Raw genomic sequence first — 23,074 nt, 5'->3', positions numbered from 1 at the left:
CGCTCGTGACACCGGAGCACGGCCGGCCCGCCACCCCGTCGAGGTGGCGGGCCGGCGTCGTTCAGAGCCCGTAGAACCGGGTCTCGAACACCTGACGGGCCAGGCGGGTCACCCGCAGGTAGCGCTCCTCGAGCTCCCCGCCGGTCGTGCCCACCCCGCTGAGGCGGGCCACGGCCTCGAGGTCGCGCATGTTCGTGGGCAGCACGTCCGAGACCTTGCCCGTCCACAGCAGCAGGGCGGCGCGGATCCGGGTGGCCAGCAGCCACGCCTCCTCCAGCACGGCGACCTCGGCCTCGGGCAGCAGCCCGTGCCGGGCGATCGCCCGCAGGGCCGGCAGCGTGCCGGTGACCCGCAGGTCCTCGACCTCTCCCGCGTGGCGCAGCTGCAGGGACTGCACCAGCCACTCCACGTCCGAGAGCCCGCCGCGGCCGAGCTTGACGTGCCGGGAGGGGTCCGCGCCGCGGGGCAGGCGCTCGGCCTCCACACGGGCCTTGATGCGCCGGATCTCCCGCGCGTCCGCGGTGGTCAGGTCCCCGGCGTAGCGGACCCCGTCGGCCCACCGCCGGAAGTCGGTGGCCAGGTCGTCGTCGCCGGCCAGGGGCCGGGCGCGCAGCAGCGCCTGACGCTCCCACATCTCCGCCCAGCGCCCGTAGTACTCCCGGTACGAGTCCAGGGTGCGCACGAGCGGCCCCTGGCGCCCCTCGGGGCGCAGGTCGGCGTCCACCTCGAGCGGCCGCTCGCCGGGCAGCGGCGGGGTCGCGGGGCGGTGCAGCAGGGACATCAGCGTCCGCACGACCTCCTCGGCCTGCTCGCGCGCCCGCCCCTCGTCGACGCCGGGGCGTGGCCGGTGCACGAACAGGGCGTCGAGGTCCGAGCCGTAGGTGATCTCCCGGCCGCCCTGGCGGCCCATGGCCACCACGAGCACGTCGGTGAGCGGGTCGGCGTCCCCGACGACGGCGCGCGAGGCCACGCGCAGGGCGCCGACGACGGTGATCTGGTCGATGTCCGACAGGGCCCCGGTGACGGCCTCGAGGTCCAGCAGCCCCGAGATGTCCGCCAGGGCCACGCGCAGGGTCTCGCTGCGGCGCACCTGCCGCACGTGGCGGACGGCGGCCGGGGCCTCCTGCGCGGCCACGCGGCGGTCGAGCCGCGCGTCGACCTGGCGCCAGAGCTGTATGGCGCCCCGGGGGTCGAGCTCCCGGTCGTCCCCCACCCAGGCCACGGCCTCGGGCGAGTGCTCGAGCAGGTCCCCCACGAACCGGGAGCCGGACAGGACTAGGCACAGCCGCCGGGCGGCGTCCGAGGAGTCGCGGAGCATCCGCAGATACCAGGCCGTGCCGCCGAGCGACTCGGAGAGCCGGCGGAAGGCGAGCAGGCCGCCGTCGGGGTCGGCGCCCCGCGCGAACCACCCGAGCATGGCCGGCAGCAGCTGCCGCTGGACCGCGGCCCGGCGCGAGACGCCCTGCGTGAGGGCCTCGATGTGCCGCAGGGCGCCCTGCGGGTCGCGGTAGCCCAGCGCCGCCAGGCGGTCGCGGACGGCCTCCGCGGACAGCCGCACGTCCTCGGCGGACAGGGCGGCCGTCGTCGACAGCAGCGGCCGGTAGAACACGGTCTCGTGGAGACCGCGCACGGCGCGGCGCACGCGCGTGAACTCGGCCTGGAGGTCCTCGCCGGTGGCGGGGCCCCGGTCGGCGGCGCCGCGCATCGACCGGGCGACGACGCGGCGGGCCTCTTCCTTGACCGGCATCAGGTGGGTGCGCCGCAGGTGCACGAGCTGGATGCGGTGCTCGAGGGTGCGCAGCCACCGGTAGTGCTCGTCGAACGCCCGCGCGTCTCGCGTGGTGACGTAGGAGGCGGCGTGCAGCGCCCGCACCGCGTCGAGCGTGCCGCGCACCCGCAGCGACTCGTCCGCACGGCCGTGCACGAGCTGGAGCAGCTGGGCCGTGAACTCGACGTCGCGCAGGCCGCCGGGCCCGAGCTTGATCTCCCGCTCGCGCTCCGCGGGGGCGAGGGTGTCCAGGACCCGGGCGCGCATGGCCCGGACGGACTCGACGAACCCGTCGCGCGCGGAGGACTCCCACACCCGGGGCCAGATTTCCGCGATGTAGCGCTCGCCGAGCTGTGGCGAGCCCGCGATGGGGCGGGCCTTGAGCAGGGCCTGGAACTCCCAGCCGTGGGCCCAGCGGCGGTAGTACTCGGCGTGGGACTCCACGGTGCGGCTCAGGGCGCCGTCCTTGCCCTCGGGACGCAGGTTGGCGTCGACTTCCCACAGTCCCGGCTCGGGGGCCGCGCCCTGGATCACGCGGCCGATGCCCGCGGCCAGCTCGGCCGCGAGCGCGGCGGCGCGCGGCCCGTCCGGGACCTCGGCGTCGGGGTCCGCGCCGTCCGCGGCCTCGCGGACGGCGTGGGCGAACACGACGTCCACGTCTGAGACGTAGTTGAGTTCGCCGGCGCCGCACTTGCCCATGCCGATCACGGCGAGGTCCACGCGGTCCACCACGGGGCCCTCCCGCTCGGTGAGGACGGCCCGTGAGACGGCGAGCGCCGCGTCCACGGTGGCGCCGGCCAGGTCCGCGAGCCAGCGGCCCACCGAGGGCATGGCCGCCGTGGGCTCGGCGGAGTCGAGGTCGCGCAGGGCGATCGCGGCCAGCTGGCGGCGGTAGGCGCGGCGCAAGGCGACGGCGGCGTCCTTGCCGGTGACGGCCGCGAGGGGGCGGTCGGCGTCCGGGTCGGCGCCCACCGAGTCCAGGAGCAGGCGGCGCAGGGCGGCGGACGCATCACCCCAGGGCTCGCCGGCGGTCGGGTCGGGCTGGGCGAGGGCGGGCGCGGTGGCGGCGGCCGCGTCCGGGTCGAGGACGAGGTCCAGTTGCTCGGGACGGCGGATGAGGAACTCGCCGAGGGCCTCGGAGGCGCCGAGCAGCCGCAGCAGGCGGGCCGTCGTCTCGGGGTCCCGGAGGGCGTGGTGGACGCGGGGCTCGCGCTCGGCCAGGCGCACCCACAGCAGCAGGGCCCGGTCGGGATCGGCGGCGTGGCCGAGGAGCTCGACGAGGGGACGCACGTCCACGCCCTCGAACTCGGGCGAGGTGAGCAGCGTCTGCACGCGGCCGGCGTCGGCGACGCCGGCGTGCGCGAGGGTGCGGCGGTCCGGGGCGTCGGCGGTCGCCGCGTCGGGCAGGGCGGACACGGCCGGCGCCTCAGAGGCCGGAGAGGTAGCGCCGCAGCTCGTACGGCGTGACCTCCACCCGGTAGTCGTCCCACTCCTGGCGCTTGTTGCGCAGCAGGGCGTCGAAGACGTGCTCGCCCAGAACGGAGGCGACGAACTCGGACTCCTCGGCGGCGCGCAGGGCGTCGTGCAGGGTGCCGGGCAGGGGGACGTGGCCGAGCACGCGCCGCTCGTGGGTGGTGAGCGCGCTGACGTCCTCGGCGGCGGACTCGGGCAGCTCGTAGCCCTCCTCGATGCCCTTCAGGCCGGCGGCCAGCAGCAGCGCGTAGGCCAGGTACGGGTTGGCCGAGGCGTCGATGCCGCGGTACTCGATGCGGGCGGAGCCGGCCTTGTCCGGCTTGTACAGGGGCACGCGCACGAGCGCGGAACGGTTGTTGTGGCCCCAGGAGACGTACGAGGGCGCCTCGCCGCCGCCCCACAGGCGCTTGTAGGAGTTCACGAACTGGTGGGTGACGGCGCTGATCTCCACGGAGTGGCGCAGCAGGCCCGCGATGAACCGGCGGCCCGTCACGGAGAGCCGGAACTCGTCCGCGGGGTCGTAGAAGGCGTTGGAGTCGCCCTCGAAGAGGGAGATGTGGGTGTGCATGCCCGAGCCGGGGTGCTCGGAGAACGGCTTGGGCATGAACGTGGCGTACGTGCCCTGGGCGGCGGCGACCTCCTTGACGACGGTCCGGAACGTCATCACGTTGTCCGCCGTCGTGAGCGCGTCCGCCGCGCGCAGGTCGATCTCGTTCTGGCCGGGGCCGTTCTCGTGGTGGCTGAACTCGACGGAGATGCCCATCCCCTCGAGGAGGCTGACGGCGTCGCGGCGGAAGTCGGCCGCGTCGGAGCCGGGCACGTTGTCGAAGTAGCCCGCGCGGTCCACGGGCACCGGCTCCCCGTCCGGGCCGGGCTGGTCCGACTGGAGGAGGTAGAACTCGATCTCCGGGTGGGTGAAGCACGTGAAGCCCCGGTCGGCGGCCCGGTCCAGCACGCGGCGCAGCACGTGCCGCGGGTCGGCGGGGGCGGGGCGGCCGTCCGGGGTGAGCACGTCGCAGAACATCCGGGAGCTCTGTCCCTGGTCGCCGCGCCACGGCAGGATCTGGAAGGTCGAGGGGTCGGGCTGCAGCAGCATGTCCGACTCGGAGATGCGGGTGTATCCGTCGATCGAGGAGCCGTCGAAGCCCAGGCCCTCCGTGAAGGCGTTCTCCACCTCGGCCGGAGACAGGGCCACCGACTTCAGGGTGCCGATCACGTCCGTGAACCAGAGCCGGACGAACCTGACGTCCCGGTCCTCGATGGTGCGGAGCACGTAGTCCTGCTGTCGATCCATGCCGCCACTCTAGACGCGCCGCGTAGACTCCGGCCCATGTCTGCTCCCCAGTCCCCCCGGCAGCCTGACGACACCGCCCCCTACGGTCCGCCCGCCCCGTCCCGGTACCGGACGGTCCACCTGCAGCGGGCCAAGGACGAGGGCCGGCGCTTCGCGATGCTCACCACCTACGACGCGATGACGGCGGCCCTGTTCGACGAGGCCGGCGTCGAGGTGCTGCTCGTGGGCGACTCGGTGGGCAACACCATGCTGGGCCACCCGACCACCCTGCCGGTCACCCTGGACCAGATGATCCTGTTCACCCAGGCCGTGGTGCGCGGTGCCGAGCGTGCCCTCGTGGTCGCGGACCTGCCCTTCGGCTCGTACGAGGCCTCCCCGCGGCAGGCCGTCGAGTCGGCCGTCCGCCTCGTGAAGGAGTCCGGCGCGCACGCCGTCAAGGTGGAGGGCGACGAGCGCTTCGCCGAGCACGTGGCCGCGATGACGGCCGCCGGCGTCGCGGTCATGGCCCACATCGGCTTCACCCCGCAGTCCGAGCACGTGCTCGGCGGCTACCGGGTGCAGGGCCGCGGCGCGGGGGCGGCCGAGCGGATGACCGTGTCGGCCCAGGCCCTCGAGGCCGCGGGGGCGTTCGCCGTCCTGATGGAGATGGTCCCCTCGGACGTCGCCGCCGCCGTCGACGCCGCACTGCGGGTGCCCACCGTGGGCATCGGCGCGGGCCCGGGCACCACGGGCCAGGTGCTCGTGTGGCAGGACATGCTCGGTCTACGCGAGGGACGGGTGCCCCGGTTCGTCCGTCAGTACGCCCGCCTGCACGAGGTCGTGGGTGAGGCGGTCCGGGCCTATCGCGCGGACGTGCTCGACGGCGCGTTCCCGGCCCCGGAGCACGGCTTCGAGGGCTGAACCCGCCCTGTGAGACGACCGGGCCACCGTCCCGAGGGACGGGGGCCCGGTGTCGTCCGGCGTCGCGGTCAGGAGGCGTCGTCGACGGGACGGCTGTCCCAGTCGTCGTCGCGCGCGTCCTCCGCGTCGGCGGCCTCGTTGTTCGCCCGCACGCGGTCCATCGCGGCCTGGGCCTCCTCACGGGTGCCGAACGGGCCCAGCAGCTGGGACCAGTCCGACTGGGCGCCCACCTCCACCTGATGCGTGTTGACGTTGTACCAGAACTCGCTCGTCTCGGTCATGGGGGCCACAATAGCCGGGCCGATAGGCTGGAGGACATGTCCCAGCGTCAGAACCCCGCCGTCCCGTCCAGCCACAACGGTCCCCGCCCCGCGGGCCCCACCGCACCGGAGCCCGGGTCGCTCGCCCCCGTCGGCACTCTGACGCCCGGGGCCCCGTCCCCCGCCCCGCCCGTGCCGGCCGCGATCCCGCGCCCCGAGTACGTCGGCAAGGCCACCCCGGACGAGGGCAACGCCTCGGACGTCTACGACGCCGCCGGCATCGAGCGGATCCGCGCCGCCGGCCGCCTGGCCGCGCAGGCCATGGAGCACACCGCCGCCCACATCCGCCCGGGCGTCACCACGGACGAGCTGGACCGGATCGCGCACGCCTTCCTCGTGGAGCGCGGCGCCTACCCGTCCTGCCTGGGCTACCGCGGCTTCCCGCGGTCCATCTGCACCTCGATCAACGAGGTCATCTGCCACGGCATCCCGGACGGCACCGTCCTGGAGGACGGGGACATCGTCAACCTGGACATCACCGCGTACCTGGACGGCGTCCACGGGGACCACAACCGCACCTACCTGGTCGGCGACGTGGACGAGGAGTCCCGGCTGCTCGTCGAGCGCACCGAGGAGGCCCTGCGCCGCGGCATCCGCGCCGTGAAGCCCGGCCGTCAGGTCAACGTGATCGGCCGCGCCATCGAGTCCTACGCCAAGCGCTTCGGCTACGGCGTGGTGCGCGACTTCATCGGCCACGGCGTGGGCGTGGACTTCCACTCCGGCCTCGTGATCCCCCACTACGACGCGGCCCCGGCCCACGACCGCCTGCTCGTGCCCGGCATGGTGTTCACCATCGAGCCGATGCTCACCCTCGGCACGATCGAGTGGGACCAGTGGGACGACGGCTGGACCGTGGTGACCCGCGACCGCCGTCGCACCGCGCAGTTCGAGCACACGATCGTGGTCACGGACGACGGCGCGGAGATTCTCACGCTGCCGTGACCCGGCACTAAGCTGGGGGCCGTGACGACGCACACCAGCACCGCCCAGCGCTCCTCCAAGTACCCCACGACGATCGGCATCGACGTCGGGGGGACCGGCATGAAGGGCGGCCTGGTCCGCCTCGGGTCGGGGCCGAAGGCGGGCACCCTGCGCGGGGACCGCTTCCGCATCCCCACGCCGCAGCCGGCCATGCCCGAGCCCGTGGCGGCGACCCTGGCGGCCATCACCGCCGAGCTCGACGGGCGCGAGAAGGCGCCGAAGCCCTCCGCCCCGCTGGGTGTGTGCTTCCCCTCGATCGTCAAGGACGGGGTGTGCCTGTCCGCGAACAACATCGACCACTCGTGGATCGGCACGGACCTGCGCGGCACGTTCGAGGAGCACCTGCGCCGCCCCGTGACCGTGGTCAACGACGCCGACGCGGCCGGCCTCGCGGAGGCCCGCTACGGGGCCGGGCGGGGCGTGCGCGGCCTGGTGCACGTGATCACCCTCGGCACCGGCATCGGCGGCGCGATGATCCACGACGGCGTGCTCGTCCCGAACTTCGAGGTCGGCTCCCTGGAGCTCGACGGCGTGATGGCCGAGTCGCGGGCCTCCGCGAAGGCCCGGGAGCGCGATCAGCTCAGCTGGGCCGAGTACGCCGAGCGACTGCAGCGCTTCTTCTCCCACGTGGAGCGGATCTTCTCGCCCGACCTGTTCATCGTCGGCGGCGGCATCTCCAAGCGGCCGGACGACTACCTGCCGCTGCTGCGCCTGCGCACCCCGATCGTCCCGGCCCAGCTGCAGAACAACGCGGGCATCGTGGGCGCCGCCCTGGCCGCGCACGGCTCGCTCGCCGACGGCAACTGAGGGCGCAGACACCGAGGGCGGTTCCGGCTTCCCCTCCGGAACCGCCCTCGGCAGTCTTGCCGGGCCGACCGAGGTCGGCCCGGGGATCACTGTAGCGTCTGGAGGCCGTGCGCACCACTGCACCGTCGATCCCGGCGGCGCCGTCGCATCGGCCCAGGTCAGCGGGTGAACAGCCGCGGCTGCACGGCGGGACGGCCGCGGTCGTCCCCGTCACCGGCCCGGAGCTCCGCGATGGCCTCCTCGAAGTCGTCGAGGGACTCGAAGTCCCGGTAGACGGAGGCGAAGCGCAGGAAGGCCACCTGGTCGAGACGGCGCAGCGGATCGAGGATGGCCAGGCCGACGTCGTGGGCGTCCACCTCGGCGTTGCCCGTGGCACGGACCGTCTCCTCGACCTCCTGGGCGAGCATGGCCAGGTCGTCGCTCGTCACCGGCCGCCCCTGGCACGCCTTCCGGACGCCGTTGATCACCTTGGAGCGGTCGAACGGCTCCGCCACCCCGGAGCGCTTGACGACGGTCAGGGCGGTGGTCTCCATGGTGGTGAACCGCTTGCCGCAGGCCTGACACTGCCGACGCCGACGGATGGCGGAGCCGTCGTCGAGGGAGCGCGAGTCGACCACGCGCGAGTCCTCATGGCGGCAGAACGGGCAGTGCATCAGCTCTCTCCTCCTGGGCGGGGCACTCCCATGCTACGTCCGCTCAGCCGAGGCAGGCCGGACCCAGCAGGATCTTGAGGTCGCCGAACAGCGCCGGGTTCGGGCTCACCCGGAACTGCGGGCCCAGCTGGAACTCCTGCGTGGCACGCTGGCCCACCAGGGACAGCCGCACCTCCGAGGAGCCCTCGTGGGTGCGCAGCACGTCCGCCAGCTGGCCCATGACCTGCTCCGTGGCCTTGAACGCGGGCAGCGTGATCCGCACGGGGCCGCCGGGGCCGTCCGAGAGCTCCGGGATGGTCAGCTCCATCGCCGACAGGGACACCGACCCGTCGTCCCGGCGCTGCACCCTGCCCTTGACGGCGACGACGAGGTCCTCGGCCAGCATCATCGCGATGGGCGCATACACCTGGCCGAAGAACATGACGTCCATCGAGCCGCCGAGGTCCTCGATCTCGCAGCGCGCGTACGCGTTGCCCGAGGACTTGGCGATGCGGCGCTCGAGCGTGGTGATCAGGCCCGCGATGGTGACGATCGCGCCGTCGGCGGGCCCGTCGTCGTCGAGCACGCGGGTGATCTGGACGTCGGCGTGCTGGGCCAGGACGCCGTCGAGGCCCTGCAGCGGATGGTCGGACACGTACAGGCCCAGCATCTCGCGCTCGAACGCGAGCTTCTCCTTCTTCGCCCACTCCGGCAGGTCCGGGACGGCGACGCCGTCCGCGGCGTCGGAGTCGTCCTCGTCGCCGCCGCCGAGCGCGAACAGGTCGAAGGTGAACTCGCCGTGATCCTCCTTGCGCTTCTGCGCCACGGTGGCGTCCACGGCCTCCTCGTGCACGGCCAGCAGGGCGCGGCGGGCGTAGCCGAGGGAGTCGAAGGCGCCGGCCTTGATCATGGACTCGATGGTGCGCTTGTTGCACACCACGAGCGGCACCTTCGCCAGGAAGTCGCCGAAGCCCGTGTACGAGCCCTTGTCCTCGCGCGCCTGGACCATGCCCTTGACCACGTTGGCGCCCACGTTGCGGACGGCGCCCATGCCGAAGCGGATGTCCCGGCCGACGGGGGTGAAGGTCAGGTGGGACTCGTTCACGTCCGGGGGCAGCACCGTGATGCCCATGTGGCGGCACTCGTTGAGGTACATGGCCAGCTTGTCCTTGTCGTCGCCCACCGAGGTGAGCAGCGCCGCCATGTACTCCGCCGGGTAGTGCGCCTTGAGGTAGGCCGTCCAGTAGGAGACCAGGCCGTAGGCGGCCGAGTGCGCCTTGTTGAACGCGTAGTCCGAGAAGGGCAGCAGGATGTCCCACAGGGCCTTCACCGCGGCCTCCGAGTAGCCGCGGTCCAGCATGCCCTGGTGGAACGCCTCGTACTGCTTGTCCAGCTCCGACTTCTTCTTCTTGCCCATCGCGCGGCGCAGGATGTCGGCCTGGCCGAGCGAGTAGCCCGCCACCTTCTGGGCGATCGCCATGACCTGCTCCTGATACACGATCAGGCCGTAGGTGGTGTCCAGGATCTCCCGCAGCGGCTCCTCCAGCTCCGGGTGGATCGGGGTGATCTCCTGCTGCCCGTTCTTGCGCAGCGCGTAGTTGGTGTGCGAGTTCGCGCCCATGGGGCCGGGGCGGTACAGGGCGATGGTCGCCGAGATGTCCTCGAAGTTGTCCGGGCGCATCATCTTCAGCAGCGAGCGCATGGGGCCGCCGTCGAGCTGGAACACGCCGAGGGTGTCGCCGCGGGCCAGCAGCTCGTAGGCCGCCGGGTCGTCCACGTCGAGGGTCTCCAGGTCCAGGTCCACGCCCTGGTTCGCCTTCACGTTCTCGAGCGCGTCCGAGATGATCGTGAGGTTGCGCAGCCCCAGGAAGTCCATCTTGATCAGGCCCAGGGACTCCGCCATCGGGTAGTCGAACTGGGTGATGACCTGGCCGTCCTGGAGACGACGCATGATCGGGATGACGTCGATCACCGGCACCGAGGACATGATCACGCCGGCCGCGTGCACGCCCCACTGCCGCTTCAGACCCTCGAGACCCTTGGCGGTCTCGAAGACCTCCTTCGCCACCGGGTCCGTGGCGATCAGCTCGCGGAAGGGCGCGGCCTCCCCGTAGCGCGGGGCCGCGGGGTCCTCGATGTCCTTGAGCGGGATGTCCTTGGCCATCACCGCCGGCGGCAGCGCCTTGGTGAGGGACTCGCCCATCGAGAACGGCTGGTCCATCACGCGGGCCGAGTCCTTCAGGGCCTGCTTGGTCTTGATGGTGCCGTACGTGACGATCATGGTGACGCGCTCGTCGCCGTACTTGCGGGTGACGTAGTCGATCACCTCGGAGCGACGGCGGTCGTCGAAGTCGACGTCGAAGTCGGGCATGGACACGCGGTCCGGGTTGAGGAACCGCTCGAAGATCAGCCCGTGCTTGAGCGGGTCCAGGTCCGTGATGCGCAGCGCGTACGCCACCATCGATCCGGCGCCCGAGCCACGGCCCGGGCCCACCCGGATGCCGTTCTCCTTGGCCCAGTTGATGAAGTCGGCCACGACGAGGAAGTACCCGGGGAAGCCCATCGAGATGATGACGTCCAGCTCGTAGTCCGCCTGCTTGCGCACGTGGTCCGGCACGCCGTCCGGGTAGCGGTAGGCCAGACCGGAGGCGACCTCCTTGATGAGCCAGCTGGTCTCGTCCTCGCCCTCCGGCGTGGGGAAGACCGGCATGTAGTTGGCCTTCGTGTCGAACTCGACCTCGCACCGCTCGGCGATGAGCAGCGTGTTGTCGCAGGCCTCGGGCAGCTCCGCGAAGAGCTCGCGCATCTGCCGCGGGGACTTCAGGTAGTACTCCGTGCCGGAGAACGCGAAGCGGGAGCCGCCCTGGTCGTAGCTGGGCTCGTTGAGCTTCGAGCCCGACTGCAGGGCCAGCAGCGCCTCGTGCGCCTTGGCGTCGTGCTCGTGGGTGTAGTGCAGGTCGTTCGTGGCCACGAACGGCAGGCCCAGGTCCTTGGCGAGCCGGCGCAGGTCGGTCATCACCCGGCGCTCGATGTCGAGGCCGTGGTGCATGATCTCGCAGTAGTAGTTGTCCTTGCCGAAGATGTCCCGGAAGTCCGAGGCCGCCTGCATCGCCTCCCGGTACTGGCCCAGGCGCAGGCGCGTCTGCACCTCGCCGGAGGGGCAGCCCGTGGTGGCGATCAGGCCCTTCGAGTACTGGCTCAGCAGCTCCCGGTCCAGCCGCGGCCACTTGGCGTACACCGAGTCCAGCGAGGCGATCGAGCCCATCCGGAACAGGTTGTGCATCCCCTCGGTGGTCTCGCTCAGCAGCGTCATGTGCGTGTACGCACCGCCGCCGGACACGTCGTCCCCCCGCTGGTGGGGCTCGCCCCAGCGGGTCTTCTCCTTGTCCGTGCGGTGCTGCTGCCCGGGGGCCACGTAGGCCTCGAGCCCGATGATCGGCTTGACGCCCGCCGCCTTCGCCTTGGACCAGAAGTCGTAGGCGCCGAAGAGGTAGCCGTGGTCCGTGATGGCCAGCGAGTCCATGCCCAGCCGCTGGGCCTCGGCGAACAGGTCGTCCAGCTTCGCGGCGCCGTCGAGCATGGAGTACTCGGTGTGCGTGTGCAGGTGGACGAAGCCGCCGTCCTTCACGGCGTCGGGGCGGGCGTCGGCGGACACGGTCATGCGGGGTGGGCCTTTCGACGGGGAGGACGGCGGGGCCGCACCAGCCTACTCGTGGTGCCCGGGCGGCGGGGCCGGACCGGGACGGGGGTCACGTCGACGGCGCCGGTCAGTCCTCGTCGCCGCGCAGCGCCGCCAGGGCGTGGGCGAGGTCGTCCGGATACGGGGAGGTGATCGTCACCGGCTCCCCCGTGACCGGGTGCGGGAACGCCAGCCGGTGGGCGTGCAGCCACTGGCGGGTCAGCCCGAGTTCGGCCGCCAGGCGCGGATCCGCCCCGTACGTGAGGTCGCCGACGCACGGGTGGCGCAGCGCCGAGGTGTGCACGCGGATCTGGTGGGTGCGCCCGGTCTCCAGGTGGACCTCGAGCAGGGTGGCCCGGCCGAACACCTCGAGCGTCTCGTAGTGGGTCACGGACGGCCGGCCGTCCTCGAGCACCGCGAACTTCCAGTGGTGGCCGGGATGCCGCCCGATGGGCGCGTCCACGGTGCCGCTCAGCGGGTCCGGGATGCCCTGGACCACGGCGTGGTAGACCTTCTCCGGCACGCGCTCGCGGAACTGGTCCTTCATGGCCGTGTAGGCGCGCTCGGTCTTGGCCACGACCATGACCCCGGTGGTGCCGACGTCGAGCCGGTGCACGATCCCCTGGCGCTCGGGGGCGCCCGAGGTGGTGATGTCGTAGCCGAGGGCGGCCAGGGCGCCCACCACGGTGGGCCCGACCCAGCCGGGCGAGGGGTGTGCGGCCACGCCGGTGGGCTTGTCCACGGCCACCAGGTCCTCGTCCTCGTACAGGATGCTCAGCGCGTCCACGCGCTCTGCCCTCACTTCCAGGGGGTCGGGGTCGTCGGGGACGTCGACGGCGAGGGTCTCCCCCGCCACGGCCTTCGCGGACTTGGCCAGGACGCGGTCCCGACGGCCGGAGCGCGACTCGGCCCGCACCAGGCCCCGGGTGAACCAGTCCGCCAGCAGCGAGCGGGAGACGCCGAACGCGTCGGCGAGCACCGCGTCGACCCGCCGGCCCGCCTCGGCCTCGGTGACCTCGAGCCGCTCGGTCAGTCCCGGTCTCATGCCCATGTCCTCACGCCTCCCGTGTGCCGTCCAGGCGGCGGCCGGTCATCACGAGCAGGGCGACGCCGATGACGGAGCAGACGATGAACGAGTCCGCCACGTTGAAGATCGCGAAGTGCGGCACGGAGATCATGTCGACCACGTGGCCGCGGCCGAACGCCGGGGGCCGGAACAGCCGGTCCGTGAGGTTGCCGAGCACGCCGCCGGCGAGCCCGCCCAGCGCCAGGGCCCACGGCGTCGAGCGCACGCGGGCGATCCCGACGAGGGCGGCCACCGCCACCACGGCTTGGATGACGGTGAACACCCAGGTGTGGTCCTCGCCGATGGAGAACGCGGCCCCCGGGTTCAGGATGTAGTGCCAGCGCAGCACCCCGGGGATCACCGCGACGGAGTCCCCCAGCTGCATCGTGCTCTCGACCGCGTACTTGGTCAGCTGGTCGAGGGCGTAGGCCACCACCGCCAGGATGAGGGCGGTGAGCACGGATCGCCGGCCCGCGCGAGGGGATCGCGGGGCCGGCGCGGCGTCGACGGCACGACTCACGCCGTGGGTGCGGGGGGCTCGACGCGCTTCTGGGCGCGGATCTCCCGCAGCTGGCCCTCGATGTAGGAGGTGAGGCGGCTGCGGTAGTCGGTCTCGAAGCTGCGCAGCTGTTCGACCTCGCCCTCCAGGCCGGCCTTCTCCTCGGCCAGGGCTTCGAGGGTGCGGGCCTTCTGCTCCTCGGCGTCGCTGACGAGCCGGGCCGCGGTGGCCTCGGCCTCGGCGACGAGCTCGGTGCTGCGCTGCTCGCCCGCGGCGACGTGCTCGTCGTGCAGCCGCTGGGCCATGGCCAGGACGCCGGCGGCGGAGGTCGCGGCCGCGTCGGCGGACTCGGGGGCGGCGGCCGGGGCCGACTCCTCGGCGGAGGCCGGGGTCGCGGCGGCCTCCGGGGTGTCCGCAGCGGGGCCGGCGGCCGGGGCGGCGCCGCCGGCGCGCAGCTCCGCGTTCTCGGACTCGAGCTGCTCGTTGAGCGCGATCAGGCGCTTGAACTCCGCCACGATCTCGTCGAGGAAGTCATCCACCTCGGTCTGGTCGTAGCCCTCGCGGAACTTCGTGGGCTGGAACTGCTTGTTGACCACGTCTTCCCAGGACAGCGCCATGGAACCGTCTCGCTCTCTGCTCGGTGCTCGGGGACGGCCGGGCGGCCCGGCGCGTCGGCGGTCGGCGCGCCGGTGAGGGGCGGCGCCGATCCTGCCGCGAAGACTACCACCGGGGCCGACAGCCGCCCCGGGCCGCGGGTCAGGCCACGCCGGCCAGGCTCAGCACCAGGACCCGCAGCAGGACGACGCCGAGGAACACGATGAGGAAGGCCACGTCCAGGCCGATGCCGCCCAGGTTCACCGGCGGCACGGCACGACGCACGGGGCGCAGCAACGGGTCGGTGGCCCCGTACACGCCGCTGGCCAGCACGAGGGCCGCCCCGGTGGGGCGCCAGTGGCGGGCGAACGACTGCGTGACGTCCAGGACGATCCGCACGGTCAGCGCCGCGAGCACCACCGTCAGGGCGAGGTAGGCGAGGGCGAGGAGCAGCTGCATGGGCGCCTCAGTCGCCGTCGAACGGGGAGTCGGCCGCGCCGGACTCGCCCTGCTCGGCGCCGACGACGTCCACGGTGGCCGGGGTCAGCAGGAACACCTTGCTGGTGATGCGGGAGATCGAGCCGTGCAGGCCGAAGACGAGGCCGGCCGCGAAGTCCACGAGGCGCTTGGCCTCGTTCTCACCGAGGTCGGTCACGTTCATGATCACGGGGACGCCGGAGCGGAAGGCCTCGCCGATCGCCTTCGCGTCGTTGTAGGAGCGGGGGTGGACGGTGGACAGGGTGTGCACGGAGGCTCCTTCGGCAGACGACGCTGCGGCTCGCTTGATGGGGGTCACCGGGGCCCGGTAGCCCGGGTCGGCCGGCTCGGGACGCGCCGGACGCCGGGGTTCGACGGGATCGGCCGCGGTGGAGCCGGACGGGGTCACGGGCTCCGGCCGCTCGGCCGGCTCGGGATCGCGGACCGCAGTCGGGCGGACGGCCTCCATGTGGGGGTCGGTGTCCGGCTCCGCGGGGCGGCGCGCCTCGACGACCTCGTGTCGGGGCGCGGTCTCCCGCTCGGTGGCACGGGGCTGCTCGTCGTACTCGTCGCCGTCGGCCAGGCCGAGGTAGATCATCGTCTTCTTCAGGGCACCAGCCATGAGTCTTCCTTCACCACGTCCTCCGGCCCCGGGGGCCGCCGTCGTTCGTCGTCGGTGCGCGTGCGTCCGCACGGTCCTGTCGCGTCCCGCCGGGACGCGCGGGGTCAACGTTAGCCCACCGCGTCCCGGGCCCCCAGAACGTCGGAGCCGATGCGCACCTGTGTCGCCCCGGCGCGCACGGCCGCCTCGAGGTCCGCGCTCATCCCCATCGACAGCGCGGTGGCCTCCGGATGCGTCTGCCGCACGCGCGCGCCGAGAGCGGCGAGCCGGCGGAACGCGTCCTCCGGGTCCAGGCCGCGCGGTGCCACGCACATCAGCCCGCCCAGCCGCAGACCCGGCAGGCCGGCGACGACGGCCGCGAGGGCGGGGACGTCCTCGGGGCGGGCGCCGCCGCGCGGGCCGATCCCCTCGGGACGGTCCTCGTCGGCGCGGTCGTCGACATCCACCTGCACGAGGCACTCCAGGTCGGGGATCGCGGCCTCGGGCTCGCGCTCGCGCCGCAGCACGAGCGCCCGCGAGAGCGCCTCGGCCAGTTCGGGTCGGTCCACCGACTCCACCACGGACGCGTAGCGCACCACGTACTTGGCCTTGTTGGTCTGCAGCTGGCCCACGAAGTGCCAGCGCGGGGCGTCCGCCCCCAGGGCCGCAGCGACGGCCTCGGCCTTGGGCCGGGCCTCCTGGTCGCGGTTCTCCCCCACGTCGGTCACGCCGAGCGCGGTGAGGCGCACGACGTCCTCGGCGGGGTGGGTCTTGGTCACGACGACGAGCGCGGGCTCCGCCTCGCGCCCGGCGTCCCGCGCGGCGTCGGCGATGCGGGAGTGCACCGCGGCGAGCGCGTCGGCGATCTCCCGGGCGCGGGGGTCCGTCGGGGTCGGCCCGGCGGTGGCGGGGGCGGTCATGCGTCTCCTCTCGGGGTGGTGGCGTCGGGGTCGGCGCGCCAGACGAGGCCGGCGAACCGGCCCTCACCGGGCGCCCGACGGTGCGAGAACAGGCGCTCGTCCTCCCGCGTGCACACGTCGATCGTCGCGGCGGCCACCCCGCGGGCACGGAGGACCTCCGCGGCGCCGGCGGGCAGGTCGAGGGCGGGGGTGCCCCAGGACGTGGTGGCGGCGGTCGCCGGGAGGCGGGCGGCGGCGTCGTCGCGCATGGCCGCGGGCACCTCGTAGCAGCGGCCGCACACGCCGGGGCCGATCCAGGCGCGCAGGCCGGGACCGGCCCGGTCGGCCTCCGGACGCAGGGAGAGCAGCCGATCGACGGTCGCCTCCAGGACGCCCTCCAGCAGCCCGCGTCGCCCGGCGTGGGCCACGGCGGTCGCGCCGGTCGTCTCGTCGACGAGGACCACGGGGAGGCAGTCGGCCACCATGACGGCCAGCGGCCGGGACCCGTCGCGGCTCACGGCGGCGTCGGCCACGGGGGCCGGGGCACCGCCGCGCCCGGGCCCGTCCGCCCACACGACGTCGGCCGAGTGCACCTGGTCCAGATAGAGCGTGGCGCCCTCGGGGACCCCCATCACGCGCTCCAGGGCGCGACGGGCGGCGCTGACGCGAGCGAGCCCCTCGGCCTCGTCCGGCGGGACCACGTGCAGCGCGAGGTTGCCGGCGGCCACGGAGGTCCAGGCGACGTGCACGGCGCCCGTCGCGGTGCGGACGGTCTCGCGGTGCACGAAGGGGCCGGCGGGGACCCGTGTGGTCCCGGCCGGCCCCTCCGCGGCCGTCACTTGAGGAAGTCCGGGACGTCCAGGTCCGAGGACCCGGCGCCGAGGTCCGGCTCCACCACGGTGGGCAGGTCCTGCTGGCGGCGCGGCTGCTGCTCCTGCGGGGCCAGCGGCACGGTGCCGCGCACGGCGGGGCGCTCGGCCTGCTGCGGCGGGGCCGGGGCGGCCGGCTGCGGCTGGGCGGGGACGGGCTGCGGCTGCGCGGGGGCCGCGGCCCGCTGCGGGGCCGCCTGCTGCTGCTGCGCGGCCTGCGGGGCGGCCGGGGCGGAGGTGACGTCCACCTTGTCGAAGCCCGCGGCGATCACGGTCACGCGCACCTCGTCGCCGAGGGCGTCGTCGATGACCGCGCCGAAGATGATGTTGGCCTCCGGGTGGGCGACCTCCTGGACCAGTCGCGCGGCCTCGTTGATCTCGAAGAGGCCGAGGTCGGAGCCGCCCTGGATGGAGAGCAGCACGCCGTACGCGCCGTCGATGGAGGCCTCGAGCAGCGGCGAGGCGATCGCCAGCTCGGCCGCCTTGACGGCGCGGTCCTCGCCCTGCGCGTGGCCGATGCCCATGAGCGCGGAGCCCGCGCCCTGCATCACGGACTTCACGTCCGCGAAGTCGAGGTTGATCAGGCCCGGGGTGGTGATCAGGTCGGTGATGCCCTGGACGCCGGAGAGGAGCACCTGGTCCGCCTGACGGAAGGCGTCCATGACCGAGACGTTGCGGTCCGAGATGGACAGCAGGCGGTCGTTCGGGATCACGATGAGGGTGTCGACCTCGTCCCGCAGGGCGTCGATGCCCGCCTCGGCGGAGCCGGCGCGACGGCGGCCCTCGAACGTGAACGGACGGGTCACGACGCCGATGGTCAGGGCGCCGAGCGAGCGCGCGATGCGGGCCACGACGGGCGCTCCGCCGGTGCCGGTGCCGCCGCCCTCGCCCGCGGTCACGAACACCATGTCCGCGCCCCGCAGGACCTCCTCGATCTCCTCCGCGTGGTCCTCGGCGGCCTGGCGGCCGACCTCGGGGTTCGCGCCCGCGCCGAGTCCACGGGTGAGCTCGCGGCCCACGTCCAGCTTCACGTCCGCGTCCGACATCAGCAGCGCCTGGGCGTCCGTGTTGATGGCGATGAACTCCACGCCGCGGAGCCCCACCTCGATCATGCGGTTCACGGCGTTCACGCCGCCGCCGCCGATGCCGACGACCTTGATGACGGCCAGGTAGTTCTGGGGTGCAGCCACGGTGTTGGTTCCCTTTGTTCGAGATCTCGAGAGGTCAGCGCGAGGCACATCGCCCCGGTGATCGGCGGCCACCCGGGGTGGACACCTTCAAGCACAGCGTGAAGCGAGCCTCGCGCGCGTTCGGGTCCACCGTACTGGGAGGCCCGCGTCACGTGCAAAAGAAAACGGCGTGTCCACGCGGAAAAGACGGCCTCAACATCAACTTTCACGTGAGACTCGAAGGACCAGCAGCCGCGGTGAGGACCCCCCGACTCGCACGAGGTCCCGCGCCCCGACCTTCACCTTCACGTTCTACTGGAGACTCCTGTGGCCCCGGTTCAGCGCGTGATCGGCCGCGTGGGCACGGAGACGTCGATCTCGGCGACGCCGCCCGCCGCGGATCCGTGCCGCTCGTCCGCCAGGAACGCCTCGGCCACGGACCCCTTGAGACCGGCGTCCTGCGCGTCGCCCCAGACCAGGGTCACCCCGCCCTCGAGCGCCAGACGGACCTGGCCCGGGCCCCGAGAGTCCGCGGTCTCGACACGATCGGCCACGGACTCCGGCAGCGCGGCCAGCACCTCGGCCACCTCGGCGCGCTCCTCCTGCGCCCGGTGCGCCAGCTCCTCCGAGAACGCGGGGAGGTCCTCCCCCTCGAGCCGCTCCTCCGGCACTCCCGTCAGGACGGTGCCGTCCGCGAGCAGCAGCTGCACGCCGTCGTCGCCGTCCCGCCGGGCCCGCGCCTCGTGCTCCCGGACCACGACCTCCAGGCCGGTGGGCAGGCGGGGCACGGTCTGGACCTCGGCCACCCCGGGCAGACCGCCGACCAGCTCGCGCACGCGGCCGGCGCCGACGCGGGACAGCGGCACGCCGTACACGGGCTCCAGGCGCTCCTGGACGTCGGTGGCGGAGACGTGGCGGGTGCCGGTGACCTCGACGCGGTCCACCGCGAGCACGGGCGAGAAGAACACGACCGAGCCCAGGGCGCCCAGCACCGCGAGCACCGCGGCCGCCACACCCCAGCGGGTGGCGCGGCGCCGGCGCGCGGTGCGGCCCGGGAACTGGACGACGGTGGAGGCGTCGGTTCCGGCCGGCGGCGGCGTCCCGCGGCCGCGCCTCACGGGTGGGCGACGCCGGGCGCCGCGTCCCGGCCGAGCTCGGCCAGCAGGTCCGGACCCAGGGCGGTGACGTCCCCCGCGCCCATCGTCAGGACGACGTCGCCGGCCGTGGCGCCCGCCGCGAGCGAGCGCACCGCCTCGGCGCGGTCCTCGGCGACGACACGGTCCTCGGCGGCACCCGTGGTGAGGCGGGAGGCGATGAGGGACGAGTCGACGCCGGGCATCGGCTCCTCCCGGGCCGCGTACACGGGCAGCACGCGCACCACGTCCGCCCCGGAGAGGGCGGCGGCGAACTCGGCGGCGAAGTCCCGGGTGCGGGAGAACAGGTGGGGCTGGAACAGGACGTGCACGCGGGCGTCACCGGCCACGGCACGGCCGGCGGAGACCGCGGCGGCCACCTCCGTGGGATGGTGCGCGTAGTCGTCGAAGACCCGCACGCCGCGCGCGGCGCCACGGAACTCGAATCGGCGGGCCGTGCCCCGGAAGGCCTCGACGCCCCGCACGGCGGCCTCGAAGGCCATGCCCGCCCGGACGGCGGCCAGGACCACGGCGGCGGCGTTCAGCGCGTTGTGCCGGCCGGGCACCTGCAGGTGCAGGGTGCGCTCCGGCCCGTCCGCCATCCGGAACGTGGCGCGCTGGCCCACTCCGGTCTCGCCCGGCTCCACCGCGAGGTCGGTGACCAGCAGGTCCGGCACCACGCCGTCGCGGGGCGCCGTGCCGTAGGTCACGACGTCGGCGGCCGCGTTGTCACGGGCCCACGCGGCGAGCTCCGCCGCGCCGGCGTCGTCGAGGCAGGCCACGAGGACCCCGCCCTGGGCGGCGGCTGGCAGCCCGCCCGCGAAGTCCCGGAAGACCTGGTGCACCGCCTCCTCGGTCCCGTAGTGGTCCAGGTGGTCGGCCTCCACGGTCGTGACGATCCCGATCGTGCTCGGGTAGTTCACCAGGGTGCCGTCGGACTCGTCGGCCTCCGCGATGAACCACTCGCCCCGGCCCGCCCGGGCGTTGGTGCCGAGCCCGGCGACGGCGGCGCCGACGGCGAACGTGGGGTCCCAGCCGGCGTCGGAGAAGGCCATGGCGGCCATGGAGGACGTGGTGGTCTTCCCGTGCGTGCCGGCGACGGCCAGCACCCGGTGGCCGCGCATGGCCAGGGCGAGGCCCTCGGAACGGTGCAGCACGCGCAGTCCGCGTGCCACGGCGGCGTCGTGCTCCGGGTTGCCCGGCCCGGCGATCGAGGAGGCGATCACCGTGGTGACGTCCTCGCCCAGGTGCGCGGCGTCGTAGCCGACCGTGATCCGGGCGCCGCCCACGGCAAGCTCGCGCATCACGGGCAGGGCCTTCGCGTCGGAGCCGGACACCGCGACGCCCTGCTCCTGGAGGATGCGGGCGACCCCCGACACGCCCACGCCGCCGATCCCCAGCAGGTGCACGCGGCCCAGGTCGGCGAAGCGGCCCTCGGCCGCGGGACGGGTGCTCTCGTCGCGGCTCATCGCCGGGCTCCTTCCTGGGCGGCCGAGCGCACGAGGCCGGCCATGGTGACGTCCGCGTCCCGGACGCCGAAGCGGGCGGCCGCCTCCCCCATGCGCGCCAGACGCTCGGGGTCGGTCGCCAGCGGGATCAGCTGACGCTGCACCCACGCGCGCCCGAAGGCGTCGTCGCGGACGAGCAGCGCGCCCTCCGCCTCCACCACGGGGCGGGCGTTGAGCGCCTGCTCGCCGTTGCCGATGGGCAGGGGGACGTAGACGGCGGGCAGGCCGACCGCGGACACCTCACAGACCGTGCCGGCGCCCGAGCGGGCGACGATGAGGTCGGCGGCGGCGTACGCCTGCTCCATGCCCGCCAGGTACTCCCGCTGGACGTAGCCGTCACGGACCAGGAGGCTGCCGTCGTCCTCGGTGAGCGCCTTGTCCCGACCGGTCAGGTGGAACACCTGCAGACCGGCGTCGAGGAGGTCGCCCAGCGCGGCGCGCACAGTGCGGTTCACGGCCAGCGCGCCCGAGCTGCCGCCGGTCACCACGACGGTGGTCCGGTCCGGGTCGAGGCCGAGGGCCTCACGGGCGGCACGGCCGGCGGCCGCCCGGTCCAGGCCGGAGACCTCGGGGCGCATCGGCATGCCCACCCAGCGGGCACCGCGGAGGCGGGTGCCCGGCAGGGCGGTACCGACGTGCGTGGCCCGCAGGGCCCCGATGCGGTTGGCCAGGCCGGGGCGCGCGTTGGCCTCGTGGACCACCACGGGCACACCGGCCCGGAACGCGGCGAGGTACACGGGGGTGGCGACGTAGCCGCCCACGCCCACGACGACGTCGGCGCGCCGGTCCCGCAGGATCCGGGCCGCCGTGGCGACCGCGGCGCGCATGCGAGCCGGGAAGCGGACGACGTCCATCGACGGGCGGCGCGGCATCGGGACCCGGTCGATCAGGTCGAGCTCGTAGCCCGCCTCGGGGACGAGACGCGTCTCCATGCCGGAGGCGGTGCCGACCATGGTGCACTCGACGGGACCGCCGCCGTCGTCCTCCAGGGCGCGGGCGATCGCGAGCATCGGGGAGATGTGGCCGGCGGTGCCGCCGCCGGCCAGCACCACCCGCAGGGGTCCGGAGGGATGAGAGGTCTGCGTCATCGGGGCTCCTGGAGGACGGGGGTGGGGATCACGGGGAGGGGGTCGGTGTCCGGCTCGTCCACCTGCGGGCGGGCGTCCGGCTGCGCGGCACGGCGACGCTCGTGACGGGCGAAGGCCAGCACGATGCCGACCGCGCTCAAGGACAGGGTCAGCGCGGAACCACCATAGGAGATGAAGGGCAGCGGGACGCCCACCACGGGGATGATCCCGGAGACCATCGCGATGTTGACGGCCGCCTGGCCCACCAGCCAGGCCAGGATCCCCCACGTGGACAGGCGGATGAACGTGGACGTGGTCCCGGCGGCGACGCGGTAGATGCCGATCGCCAGGCCGAGATAGGCCAGCAGCACCACCAGCGTGCCCACGAGCCCCAGCTCCTCGCCGAGGATGGTGAAGATGAAGTCGTTCTCGGCCTCCGGGATGTAGCTCCACTTCTGGCGGGACTGGCCGAGGCCCGCGCCCCACCAGCCGCCCGAGGCCAGGGCGTACAACCCGTGCGCCGGCTGGAAGCAGGGGTCGGTGGCGTCGGAGCAGTCCCCCAGCCAGGCCTGCACCCGGACCATGCGGTGCGGGGCGAGGAGGGTCAGGGCCAGGATGCCCAGCACGCTCAGCGCCAGGAAGGTGAGGAAGACCCCCCAGTGGGTGCCGGCCACGTACAGCACCGTGGCCAGCACGAGCGCGAGGATGATCGCGGTCCCGAGGTCGCTGCCCGCCATCACCAGGACCAGCAGCAACAGGCCGCCGGGCAGCACCGGGATCAGCGCGTGCCGCACCTGGGTGACAAGGCGGTGCTTGCGCTCCAGGACCGCCGCCGCCCACAGGGCCAGGGCGAGCTTGGCGGCCTCGGAGGGCTGCATCCGGAACCCGCCGATGCCCAGCCAGTTGCGATTGCCGCCCACGGTGACCCCGAGCGGGGAGAACGCGACCAGCGCGAGCAGGATCACGGCCACGCCGAACGCCGGCCAGGCGAGCGCCTTGAAGACGCGCACCGGCAGGCGCGAGAACACGAGCAGGGCCGCCACGCCCGCCACCGCCCAGGCGGTCTGGCGCAGGAACAGAGCGTACGAGCCGCCGCCGGTGCCGATCGCCTCGACGGAGGACGAGGAGAGCACCATCACGAGGCCCAGCACCGTGAGCAGGGCGGTGCAGCCGCTGATGAGCAGGACCGACAGGTCGAGGGCGCGGCGACCCTCGAGGACCCGCCACATCCGGCGCAGGAGCCGCTCCCGGGACTCGGGGGCGTCGTCGTCCGCGCCGGAGCGCACCGGGCGGAGCTCGATCGGGGACATGGCCCTCCTCACGGGGGAAGCGAGACGG

The 23,074-nt window shown here is 73.9% G+C and carries 20 protein-coding genes; 3 read left to right on the top strand and 17 right to left on the bottom strand.

Features of this window, described 5'->3' with window-relative positions:
• Positions 1–61: 61 nt before the first annotated feature.
• Both HDA34_RS00280 and glnA read right to left on the bottom strand, forming a co-directional pair.
• Complete coding sequence (locus tag HDA34_RS00280; protein WP_080772537.1) at positions 62–3,184, bottom strand: bifunctional [glutamine synthetase] adenylyltransferase/[glutamine synthetase]-adenylyl-L-tyrosine phosphorylase; 3,123 nt, start codon at positions 3,182–3,184, stop codon at positions 62–64.
• Positions 3,185–3,194: 10 nt separating this feature from the next.
• Complete coding sequence (glnA, locus tag HDA34_RS00275; protein WP_134377110.1) at positions 3,195–4,535, bottom strand: type I glutamate--ammonia ligase; 1,341 nt, start codon at positions 4,533–4,535, stop codon at positions 3,195–3,197.
• Between the two features lie 36 nt (positions 4,536–4,571).
• Between glnA and panB the strand changes: the two genes are divergently transcribed.
• Complete coding sequence (panB, locus tag HDA34_RS00270; RefSeq protein ID WP_044659514.1) at positions 4,572–5,435, top strand: 3-methyl-2-oxobutanoate hydroxymethyltransferase; 864 nt, start codon at positions 4,572–4,574, stop codon at positions 5,433–5,435.
• A 68-nt stretch (positions 5,436–5,503) separates the two neighbouring features.
• On the opposite strand, the gene HDA34_RS00265 is transcribed toward panB, so the two are convergent.
• Positions 5,504–5,716 (bottom strand): SPOR domain-containing protein, encoded by a 213-nt coding sequence (locus HDA34_RS00265; protein WP_036340724.1) that lies wholly within the window; start codon positions 5,714–5,716, stop codon positions 5,504–5,506.
• A 36-nt stretch (positions 5,717–5,752) separates the two neighbouring features.
• Here HDA34_RS00265 and map point away from each other — a divergent pair, with 36 nt between their 5' ends.
• Entirely contained in the window at positions 5,753–6,697 is a 945-nt protein-coding gene (gene map, locus HDA34_RS00260; RefSeq protein ID WP_082836650.1) for a type I methionyl aminopeptidase, read from the top strand.
• Positions 6,698–6,718: 21 nt separating this feature from the next.
• Positions 6,719–7,543, top strand: coding sequence for a polyphosphate--glucose phosphotransferase (gene ppgK, locus HDA34_RS00255; protein WP_049146942.1), 825 nt, complete (start codon positions 6,719–6,721; stop codon positions 7,541–7,543).
• Positions 7,544–7,701: 158 nt separating this feature from the next.
• Here ppgK and nrdR read toward each other — a convergent pair whose 3' ends face one another.
• The 14 genes from nrdR to ftsW all read right to left on the bottom strand — a co-directional run bounded on the left by nrdR (position 7,702) and on the right by ftsW (position 23,046).
• The gene (gene nrdR / locus HDA34_RS00250) at positions 7,702–8,196 is read right to left on the bottom strand and encodes a transcriptional regulator NrdR (RefSeq protein WP_002855838.1); all 495 of its coding nucleotides are present in this window, start codon (positions 8,194–8,196) and stop codon (positions 7,702–7,704) included.
• A gap of 43 nt (positions 8,197–8,239) precedes the next feature.
• Positions 8,240–11,836 carry a DNA polymerase III subunit alpha gene (dnaE, locus tag HDA34_RS00245; protein ID WP_049146940.1) on the bottom strand — a complete coding sequence of 1,199 codons (3,597 nt, stop codon included), beginning with the start codon at positions 11,834–11,836 and terminating at the stop codon, positions 8,240–8,242.
• Positions 11,837–11,942: 106 nt separating this feature from the next.
• On the bottom strand, positions 11,943–12,905 hold the full coding sequence (locus HDA34_RS00240; RefSeq protein WP_134377109.1) for an RluA family pseudouridine synthase: 963 nt from the start codon (positions 12,903–12,905) through the stop codon (positions 11,943–11,945).
• A 4-nt stretch (positions 12,906–12,909) separates the two neighbouring features.
• Positions 12,910–13,380, bottom strand: coding sequence for a signal peptidase II (gene lspA, locus HDA34_RS00235; protein ID WP_134377108.1), 471 nt, complete (start codon positions 13,378–13,380; stop codon positions 12,910–12,912).
• Between the two features lie 56 nt (positions 13,381–13,436).
• Complete coding sequence (locus HDA34_RS00230) at positions 13,437–14,036, bottom strand: DivIVA domain-containing protein (protein WP_134377107.1); 600 nt, start codon at positions 14,034–14,036, stop codon at positions 13,437–13,439.
• Between the two features lie 139 nt (positions 14,037–14,175).
• Positions 14,176–14,472, bottom strand: a complete 297-nt coding sequence (locus tag HDA34_RS00225) for a YggT family protein (protein ID WP_049146938.1) — start codon at positions 14,470–14,472, stop codon at positions 14,176–14,178.
• Positions 14,473–14,479: 7 nt separating this feature from the next.
• Complete coding sequence (locus HDA34_RS00220) at positions 14,480–15,112, bottom strand: cell division protein SepF (protein WP_061867226.1); 633 nt, start codon at positions 15,110–15,112, stop codon at positions 14,480–14,482.
• A gap of 110 nt (positions 15,113–15,222) precedes the next feature.
• Complete coding sequence (locus HDA34_RS00215; RefSeq protein ID WP_134377106.1) at positions 15,223–16,011, bottom strand: YggS family pyridoxal phosphate-dependent enzyme; 789 nt, start codon at positions 16,009–16,011, stop codon at positions 15,223–15,225.
• On the bottom strand, positions 16,008–16,829 hold the full coding sequence (locus HDA34_RS00210) for a purine nucleoside phosphorylase YfiH/LACC1 family protein (RefSeq protein WP_060974345.1): 822 nt from the start codon (positions 16,827–16,829) through the stop codon (positions 16,008–16,010). Before HDA34_RS00210 ends, HDA34_RS00215 begins: the two co-directional genes overlap by 4 nt.
• The gene (gene ftsZ, locus HDA34_RS00205; RefSeq protein WP_049146932.1) at positions 16,826–18,049 is read right to left on the bottom strand and encodes a cell division protein FtsZ; all 1,224 of its coding nucleotides are present in this window, start codon (positions 18,047–18,049) and stop codon (positions 16,826–16,828) included. The genes HDA34_RS00210 and ftsZ overlap by 4 nt, the downstream gene beginning before the upstream one ends.
• Before the next feature lie 317 nt (positions 18,050–18,366).
• Complete coding sequence (locus tag HDA34_RS00200) at positions 18,367–19,146, bottom strand: cell division protein FtsQ/DivIB (RefSeq protein ID WP_233437070.1); 780 nt, start codon at positions 19,144–19,146, stop codon at positions 18,367–18,369.
• Entirely contained in the window at positions 19,143–20,630 is a 1,488-nt protein-coding gene (murC, locus tag HDA34_RS00195; RefSeq protein WP_134377105.1) for a UDP-N-acetylmuramate--L-alanine ligase, read from the bottom strand. Before murC ends, HDA34_RS00200 begins: the two co-directional genes overlap by 4 nt.
• A complete protein-coding gene (gene murG, locus HDA34_RS00190) occupies positions 20,627–21,757 on the bottom strand; it encodes an undecaprenyldiphospho-muramoylpentapeptide beta-N-acetylglucosaminyltransferase (RefSeq protein ID WP_134377104.1) in 1,131 nt (376 codons plus the stop codon). The genes murC and murG overlap by 4 nt, the downstream gene beginning before the upstream one ends.
• Entirely contained in the window at positions 21,754–23,046 is a 1,293-nt protein-coding gene (gene ftsW, locus HDA34_RS00185) for a putative lipid II flippase FtsW (protein WP_134377103.1), read from the bottom strand. The genes murG and ftsW overlap by 4 nt, the downstream gene beginning before the upstream one ends.
• Positions 23,047–23,074: the final 28 nt, after the last annotated feature.

Source organism: Micrococcus luteus (genome assembly GCF_014138885.1).
Classification (GTDB): domain Bacteria; phylum Actinomycetota; class Actinomycetes; order Actinomycetales; family Micrococcaceae; genus Micrococcus; species Micrococcus luteus.
Note: the sequence above shows the minus strand (reverse complement) of the source record. Positions and strands in the feature narration are given on the sequence as shown.